Source organism: Virgibacillus doumboii, assembly GCF_902806455.1.
GTDB classification, from domain to species: domain Bacteria; phylum Bacillota; class Bacilli; order Bacillales; family Amphibacillaceae; genus Lentibacillus; species Lentibacillus doumboii.
Genome location: NZ_CADCWQ010000003.1, coordinates 32,731 through 41,604, shown reverse-complemented (window position 1 = coordinate 41,604; position 8,874 = coordinate 32,731). Strand labels below are relative to the sequence as shown.

Below are 8,874 nucleotides of genomic sequence, written 5' to 3'. Positions count from 1 at the left end.
AGCAATTGGCTCAATACCTGCCATGGTCAGCAACACTCCCTCAAGAATGCCGCGTTCCTAATAAATCTAAATAAAGTATACACAAAACCCCATCCTCATTAGTAGGTGGGGTTTATTTGACGCTTACCATTATGAAAAAAAATTTTTTATTCCTATGTTTAATGATTGCAATTATTAGCATCTCAGCATGTTCTGCTGAACAGGATCCTAATGTGCTAAAAGTAAGCAAGTCTTCAGATGAAATAGTTGGAGAAAATTATCAAACAGTCATTTCGGAATTGGAAGAAACAGGATTTACCAATATTGAAACTAAGCTATTGGATGATTTAATTACTGGTTGGCTGACAAAAGATGGAGAAATTGAACAAGTAGAGATTAATGGAGATACTGAGTTTAGCGCAAATGATAGTTTCCAAAAAGATTCCAAAATAGTCATTACATATCACACATTTCCAAAAGAAGAGAAAAGTGACACCGAATCTACTAATGAAAAGAGTTCTGAGACAGATGAACAACCAACCAATGATACATCTGCGGAAAGCAATCAGGAAATATTAACGGTAAAAAATAATGAAGATATTGCAACTGTTTTGGCAGTCAAGGATGCATATGATCCAATTGTCGGTGAATTTGCAAAAAAATATGCTGGTAGAACCATTGAATTTGATGGAAATATTGCACATATGATGCAACATGAGGATTATACAACAAGATATGACATTTTAATTTATGCTGGTGATTATAGTGAGACAACTGCTATTGGACCTAGCTTTAAGTTCGAAGATGTCAATATTTTTGATTTAAAGCTTACTGGTTCTGAAATACCAGAAAATATTGGTATGGGACAAAATCTTCATATTACTGCTGTGGTTGAAGAATACAATGAAACTTCTGGACTTTTCTTTCTTAAGCCAGTTTCTACTGAAATAAGATAAAAGTTATTGAAGAATTGAGGAAATTTAATGAGGGGAAAGTGTTTCTAGGAATAGTATATCTATGTACAGTTGGACTCCTTTTCGATTTAATTACTCTTACTCTTTACTTTAAACCAAACCCATACTATCCAAGAGAAGTGGGGGAATGACACCTTTTACAAAAGGTTAAAAAAACCCTCTATTTTTATGCTTTATTATATCTATCGAGATAGAGCATGATGCCTGTTTCCTTTCATACAAACTGAAGTTAAGCGCATTTCATGGTCTGAGAGGTGACTGGCACCAAGAACAATCTTCACTAGATATCAAAGGTAAGATGTAAGCTTAGACATACAAATTCTGACTCTGTTATAGTTAAATTAGTTTAACGAAAGTTATTAAATAAAAAGGTGGAGATATTATGAAAGGTTGGCAATTTACTAAGACACACGAGCCACTTAAGCTTGTGGAACAAGAAGAGCCTAAGGCAGATTCCGGACGTGTAGTGATTGACACCGGAGCAGTAGGCCTTTGCCATTCTGACGTGGGGACTCTCGAGGATGAAGGTTGGATGGCATTAATGCATCCGCCAGTTATTATGGGTCATGAGAATGCTGGAACAATTTCAGAAGTAGGAGAAGGAGTTACTGATTTTAAAGTAGGAGATCGTGTCGCTATATGTCCAACTGGGCCATCTGGAACGAATCCAGGATATCATTACGATGGTGGTTTCGGATCAAAAATTCTTGCACCAGCAGAGGATTTAGTTCATGTTCCTGATGAACTTTCAATAGAAATGGCAGCTTCAGCAACAGACGCGGGAATGACTTCGTACTCAGCTTTATTCAATGTAGGGCAAGCAACACCTGATATGAACGTTGCCTTAATAGGTATTGGCGGATTAGGTCAATTTGCATTGCAAGCTGCTGTAGCAAAAGGAATTAAGAATATTTATGCAGCAGATGTGAGTGAGAAAGCGCGTGAATTAGCTAAGGAAATCGGTGCAGTAGAAGTTGTATCCGATATTAAAGATTTAGCAGACAAAGACTTAGACTTAATTGTGGATTATGCTGGATTTGGAAAAACCACTTCAGATGCATTAGAGGTAGTTAAACCACGCGGGACTGTCGTATTAGTAGGGATGGGGAAATTAGAAACTACAATTAATACGACTTCATTTATCACAGGCGCTAAGAAATTATTAGCAAATGTGGGTGGAACACCTCAGGATATTGCTGAAATATATGAATTAATGGCAGCAGGCAAACTGAATCCAAAATTAACGAAGATTAAATTTAAAGACATCCCTGAAGGTATTGAAAAATTAGAAGCTAGAGAAGTACAAGGTCGTTTAGTAGCCGTGTATGATGGAGATGAATAGATAGTACACAATACATTCAAATAGGTAATTGAAGGTTGGTGCCTGTCCCCCAGTACAGTGAAGTGTTAACACATTAGAGAAGTGGGGGACTGACACCTTTTTTCAAAACCGATTTTCCACGAGACGTTAAATATCTTCATTCGCATTGCTTATGATTTAATCCTGGGCTTCCTCAAATCGTTTTTCCACTTCATTAAATTTATCGGTGTAAGTTTCATAGTTGATATCATACAAATTGGAATAAATTTCTCCCCGTTCATCCGAAATGTTTAAATAATTACCCCGATATTCATCGGAAAATGCCGAGCGGATTTCATGGTCAATAATCTCATTATCAGACAGATATTTTAAAGCGTATTTTAAATTTTCCTGCTGCCGGTACTGTTTTTCCTTTTCATTGTTATTCCAGTCATACAGCTGGTGTTTAATGGTACTATGTAAATCCTTGATAATATCTTTTGAATCACTTTGCCATTCTTGCCAAAGCTCCGACATATCCACTGTTTGTTCAAACTCTGCGGTTAAATCCTCTTGTGTTTTGGCATTGATGTAACGCCTTTCTGATGCTTTTGCCATTTCTTTAAGCTGTTTTAATCCTTCATTATGCACTTGATAGCCGATAATACTGATAACCGGATCAATACCCGATTTATCAAGAGACTGAATGGCATCCACCGGGTCACCGCCGCATGTTTCAACACCATCACTGACAACATAAATAATCGTTGTATTGTTTTCTCCATCCAATGATGCAAAATCTTTCTCCACTTGTTTTATCGCTTTGGTCATGGGAGTCCATCCAGCAGGTTCAAACTGGTCCAGAGCTTTTGCAAATTTATCCGCATCATAGTGATTTAGCTTGTAGACTTCTTCCACTTTGGAGCAGGACTTTTCTTTTTCACTGTCACCCCCTGTTCCAATGTTCAGATACAACTTTATCAATTAATTGTATAACCATACTTCAAATATATTTAGTTGGTTATTGACCTCTATCTTCTTAAAAAAACATAGATCATAGGATATAAACGCTCAACTTTATGCTCTATTAAGTATTTCTCGATAAGGTGAAATCTATGGTAGTTAAATAAATATTCTATCATTTTGAAATGTGAGGGATAAAGTCTGTTCCGGCATAAGGTTGGATAAGGCTTTTTTTAAATAAAAATAGGCTATTTAAGCAAGATAGACAAAAAATAATCTTGCTAATATTAAATGCGAGTTATATACTAGACTTAAAAGTATTTTAAAAGAATTTCGAATTAAATAGGGGGGATTAAAATGAATATATTGAACCTTGGGGTTCTATATGAAAATTGGCTAAATGAAAATAAGGAAGCCTCTCAGACTGATAAACTAATTGTACGTACTTTGCTAGCTACAAAGGATGCTGCTGCAACTATATTTATTACTGAAGCTTCTTTTGACCATTTGACAAAGGTATATAACGACATAAAAGAGATTAACACAAAGCCAATCGACCATGTTGATTATTTATTAAGTGAAAAACCTAATGAATATTTGTTAAATGAAGAAACAGCTAAAAATAGTAATGAACCAAACAAGCGTTTAGATAGAAGGAAAGCTATTAATTTTGTTATTAACAACTTGAAAGCAAATAACGAAGGTTTGGGAATTATAAGAATTAGATACAATACTTTACATTTAAAGCTTCAGGATGGTCGAGATGCTAAGTTGAAAATTAGTACTTCGCGTGATTACAAGGGAGAAATGGATGAACCTAACAAAATTTGTTGTTCCTGGCATAAAGAAGATGACAGGAAAATACAACAATATGATTTCCATGTATATATAGCTGAATGGAAAGATACATATAAAGCTTTATTCTTTACAACAAAACAATTAGAAAGACACCAAAATCAAAAATCATACAATAACCATTTTGTTAATTATTATTTTCACTGGGAAAGTAATGGCTGTGTTGTAGACTATAGGGATACCCCGTTTCCTATTGACGTTACTAAGAGAGATGTAGTGAAAAACTCCTGGATTTTGTCGTAGTTAAAATTTATAGGAAAATAATCATTATCAGTGGATATAGTTTCAATAATATAAACCTTCATTATGTTATTTGAACAAAAAGTAACACAACCAGTTATGTTTGGCATAGCAAAATAGAGAAAAAGGAAGTCTAAATGTTTAATTGAAAATAGATATGCTTTCATGTACTGTTTATGAGTTAGGTGTTTATAAATTTAGTTGTTTTTTGTCTTTAAATCTTGGACTAAATCATGGTATAAATTAGCATATCCTAATAATCGACATTGGAACCTATAAATTTAATATTCTGGTGAGAATTGGTGGTGGGTTTTTTGAAACAAATAGTAGATAATACAAATCACAAAGTAGGAGATCAAATAGGTACGTATGGAATTTGGAAAGGTGAAGCACGAGGTAAATTTGACACGAGAAATAAACTAAATAAATTAACCGGTAAAGAATGGATCCCATTAACGGCAAGTGTGTGGGAATTTAAGGAAAATCTAACCCAAGGAATTTGCTCTAACTTAATACGATTTTTTACTGATAATGATAACGATAAAGGCGTTTTGTCTTTATATGAGTTAGGGGGAATTTTAAACCAAGAACTAGTTGAAAATGTGTATAGTAATCTTGGAGAGCATTCACCGGTTTTTAACCTGAATAGACTATCTAATATAGATGAAGTTCTAAATCTAACTAACACAAGCTATCAGTTAGTAGTTACTTTTTTTGATGAGTTGATAAAGAACCAATTTTACATAAAAGAAACAGAACCAAACATGGAAGGTTATAAATCATTCGTTAAAGATATTTTATCAAAATTAACAGAAAAAGTTTATGATAATTTAGAAAACTCAAAGTATACTACAGTGATTGCGGATGAGCACATTGTAATTAATGGTAATGTTATAGATGTTTCTAACCATATAATTCATTATCATATAAAATGTGGGTTTGAATACAAAGGAAAGATAACTGCCATAAACAAAAATGACTTTACATCAAATAATTTTGCCGATATAAATTCTAATTCTAAAAAATATGTTCTTATTTTTTATAAATCAAATCAAAAAAATAATGCAAACCATAATTTATACTTTCCTAAAGAAAAGGATACTAATCATAGGGTAACAGTACCTAAGGTTTTATACTCTAAAACCAGAGTAGATTCAATTGGAAAGCAACATCCAGCAACATATAGTTATTTGGATATAGAATTGTTAATTGAAAAATTTGTTGGTAGAGAAAACTCTGCAATAATATTTGATCCATTTCTCGGTGTTGCATCTACAGCTATTGCAGCTGAGTACACAGGAAATAGAAGTATAGGAATTGATTTGAGTGAAGAATATGTTTCACTTTCTGCTAAAAGACTAAATGACTTCCTAGTTTTAAATACAGATATTATTTATGAAGGAGAAAAAATTAATAGGAGCCAGTCGGCTAGTCATTACCTGATCCAAGGTGATTCAACAAATAGAATCGATGAAGATGATATTCCAGAGCTTGATTATTGTGTGACATCACCACCTTATCACAGTATTTTAAAAAATGATGGAAAGGGTGTACGAAGTGATAGTAGCCAGTTTCGACAAGGTGTTGAGTATTACTCAGACCTGGAAAGCGATATTGGAAATCAAGAAAGTTACGATGGTTATTTACAACTTATAAAAGATGTAATGGCGTCAACTTATAGTAAATTAAAAACAAATGGATATTGTTCAATCGTAATAAGTGATTTCACAGTAAATAAAAAAGAAAAGGATATATCAGGGGATATTGTTGGTATTATGGGTGAAATAGGTTATGTGTATTTGGGAACAACAACCTTAATCCAATCACAAAAAGTAATTTACCCATTTGGCTATCCCTATAAATTTGTTATAAATCATACTAATCAATTTATTATTAATTTTCAAAAATAAAATGAGCTCAACTCAGGTGGTGGGTAAGTGCCACCTAGTTTTTTTATAAAATGAAAGGTGATATTATGGCAACCGATTTAAGAAATGTAAGTAATATTATTAATTATTATAGAGATAGAATTGTTAAAGAAATCGTAGATGCCCAACAACAGAAAGAAGATATTAATCAACAGGCTATTTATGACGAGGCCTTGAGAGTAGGCATAAAGATATTAACCAGATTTATTCTCTATAAAGCTATATCAGAAAAAGAAAAGCGTAAAATAGATCTGGAGTTACTAACTGATATAATTATGGGGAAGGAACCAGATGTCAACTATGGTATTTTGGAGTTACTTCCTCTTAAACAGAGATATAAATTAAATGCTAATACTATACATGATTTATATAACGAAACTAAGAATTTGCAGTTTTTTTTAGATATTGATTATATTGTCGGAAGCCTATACGAAAAAAGTCAAAATAAAGAAATAAGAAAAGCTCTTGGGCAATATTTTAGTGATAGAAAGTATATTAATATGATTTTGGAAAGGATTCCAATAGGATGCGATGATAAAATTTTGGAAACTTCTTCTGGCGGAGGAAGTTTTCTTTCAGAGTCTTATAAACATATTATTAAAAAATTCAACTTCCAAGATAAGAAAAAGCAACTTGAAATACTAGAGAATAATTTCTATGGTGTAGATATTGATCCTTTTTGTGTAAATCTAACAAAGTTAAATTTATTGTTAACTCATAATGAGCTGGAATTAAAAAATTTAAAGATTTTCAATCAAGATTTTTTAAATACTGAAATAAATAAAAAGATAGATGTAATAATCGGAAACCCTCCTTACAATGCAACACTCAAGAAAGATGTTAAGGAATTAATGAAGGCAAACTATCAAGATATTACAATGTCAGATAATGAAGTAACTGGTACACTCAATAGTGCTGCATTATTTATTAGGAAATCGATAGATATATTAAAAGAAGGTGGTTATTTAGGCTTTATAATTCCAAATTCCATACTCAGGGTAGACAGTTATAAAAAGCTCCGCCAATTTATATTAAATAACTGTAGCGTAAAGTCAATTATCAACATTGGGAAAGCATTCAGTGATGTAGGCTTGGAAATGGTTATCTTAATTGTTCAAAAAGGGCAGGCTGATGAGGAGGAGCCAGTTGAAATATTAAATGAGACTACGGGGGGGAACTTTGTTAAACATACACTTGAATATAAATACTTGTTTAAATGGAATATATTCCCTTTGTTTCTAGATAATTCATTAAGTAGGATAGCATCCAAAATAGAAAAAAATACTATAAAACTTCGAGATATTAGTATCATGCCTCGCGGAAAAAGTATTAGTGCTAAATCTCCATTGTTTAAAACGGAACTATCTAGTGATGCTACTGAAATAATTCACGCATACAGGGGTAGAGATATTGGTCAGTTTAAAACAAAAAAACCAGAGTTATTTATAAATAAAAGCTATTTTAATGAAACGGATCTTCGGTTGCTAGATAAAAGTGAAAAAATTATGGTACAAAATGTAGCAAAAAGAATTGTGGCGACATATGATAATCAGGGCAGGTTTGCTTTAGATACTGTTAACAATTTAACTCTATTGAATGAATTTGAACAAGTTTTCAATTATAAATATGTGTTAGGAATTATGAATTCTGAATTAATAAATTTTTATTTCCAAAATACTATTAATAACCGGTCAAAGTTGACAATTCACATGGATAAACCATATATTGGAAATATACCAGTGAAAAATATTAACAAACAATCAACATTAATTGAAGTAGTAGACTGTATTTTAAAATTGAATGAAATATTGCTCAATGAGTACAGCCCTTATGTATTTTTGAAAAATCTAGATTCAAAAAAGAGTATTGATGATATGGACAACTATTTTAATTACTTTAATCAAAATCGGAATAATATAAAGAAATCTATTAGTGAAAAAGTTAAAGAAGCTGATGAAATCGTATATTTTATTTATGAGATAACAGAACAAGAGAAAAATGAAATTAAATTAAACTTAGGAACTAATCTATACGTGAATACAGTTTCATAACAGAATTAAAACTTTTATAAAGAAAAATAATCATAATTTTGATGATAAAACAAAGAAATTATTGTCGGGAATTAAAATAAAGTAAAGTACATATGAAGTACTTTACTTTTTTTAAAACGGATTTTCTGGGAACCAGTGCCCGTCTAATATTTCGTTTTTCTCAATTTTACCAATGTACAATCTCCCGCCATGACCATATTTAAGTAAATCCGGTCGATCATCCAAGAAGTATCGTATTTGGTCAGGTAAACTATAGTTTGAAATTAAAAATGACTTTTTACTTCTTAATATTTTCCCGTAACTAAGTGCTTGAAATAAATCTCTTACTGTTAAAGGGTCGTCTTTTACTTCTATAGTGATTGAGTAATTTCTGGCATTGTTTTTAAATGATGCTATAAGGTCAGGAAAAAATCTTTTATCTAATACTGAAAATTGGTGTTCAAATTTTTCGTAAATTATATTAGATATATTTTTTTCTCCAGTAACTTCTACATAAACTTTATCATATCCACATAAATTTAATTTATATTCTAAATATTTTTTGATAGGTAGATATAAATCCTTTTCAGCCATTACTATCACAC

Annotated in this window: 7 protein-coding genes; 5 read left to right on the top strand and 2 right to left on the bottom strand. The window is 31.8% G+C overall.

Annotation, left to right across the window (positions count from 1 at the left end):
• Window positions 1-116: 116 nt before the first annotated feature.
• Window positions 117-935 carry a DUF4839 domain-containing protein gene (locus G6R02_RS19870; protein ID WP_164671180.1) on the top strand — a complete coding sequence of 273 codons (819 nt, stop codon included), beginning with the start codon at window positions 117-119 and terminating at the stop codon, window positions 933-935.
• A 400-nt stretch (window positions 936-1,335) separates the two neighbouring features.
• Complete coding sequence (locus G6R02_RS19865; RefSeq protein ID WP_164671179.1) at window positions 1,336-2,295, top strand: zinc-binding dehydrogenase; 960 nt, start codon at window positions 1,336-1,338, stop codon at window positions 2,293-2,295.
• Window positions 2,296-2,451: 156 nt separating this feature from the next.
• Here the strand turns inward: G6R02_RS19865 and G6R02_RS19860 are convergent, their stop codons facing one another.
• Window positions 2,452-3,237 (bottom strand): vWA domain-containing protein, encoded by a 786-nt coding sequence (locus G6R02_RS19860; RefSeq protein ID WP_164671178.1) that lies wholly within the window; start codon window positions 3,235-3,237, stop codon window positions 2,452-2,454.
• A gap of 336 nt (window positions 3,238-3,573) precedes the next feature.
• Between G6R02_RS19860 and G6R02_RS19855 the strand changes: the two genes are divergently transcribed.
• The 3 genes from G6R02_RS19855 to G6R02_RS19845 all read left to right on the top strand — a co-directional run bounded on the left by G6R02_RS19855 (window position 3,574) and on the right by G6R02_RS19845 (window position 8,290).
• Window positions 3,574-4,314: a hypothetical protein gene (locus G6R02_RS19855; protein WP_164671177.1), complete on the top strand. Its 741-nt coding sequence runs from the start codon at window positions 3,574-3,576 to the stop codon at window positions 4,312-4,314.
• A 311-nt stretch (window positions 4,315-4,625) separates the two neighbouring features.
• The gene (locus tag G6R02_RS19850) at window positions 4,626-6,221 is read left to right on the top strand and encodes a DNA methyltransferase (RefSeq protein WP_164671176.1); all 1,596 of its coding nucleotides are present in this window, start codon (window positions 4,626-4,628) and stop codon (window positions 6,219-6,221) included.
• Between the two features lie 65 nt (window positions 6,222-6,286).
• Window positions 6,287-8,290, top strand: a complete 2,004-nt coding sequence (locus G6R02_RS19845) for an N-6 DNA methylase family protein (protein ID WP_164671175.1) — start codon at window positions 6,287-6,289, stop codon at window positions 8,288-8,290.
• Window positions 8,291-8,401: 111 nt separating this feature from the next.
• On the opposite strand, the gene G6R02_RS19840 is transcribed toward G6R02_RS19845, so the two are convergent.
• Complete coding sequence (locus G6R02_RS19840; protein WP_164671174.1) at window positions 8,402-8,863, bottom strand: hypothetical protein; 462 nt, start codon at window positions 8,861-8,863, stop codon at window positions 8,402-8,404.
• Between the last annotated feature and the right edge of the window lie 11 nt (window positions 8,864-8,874).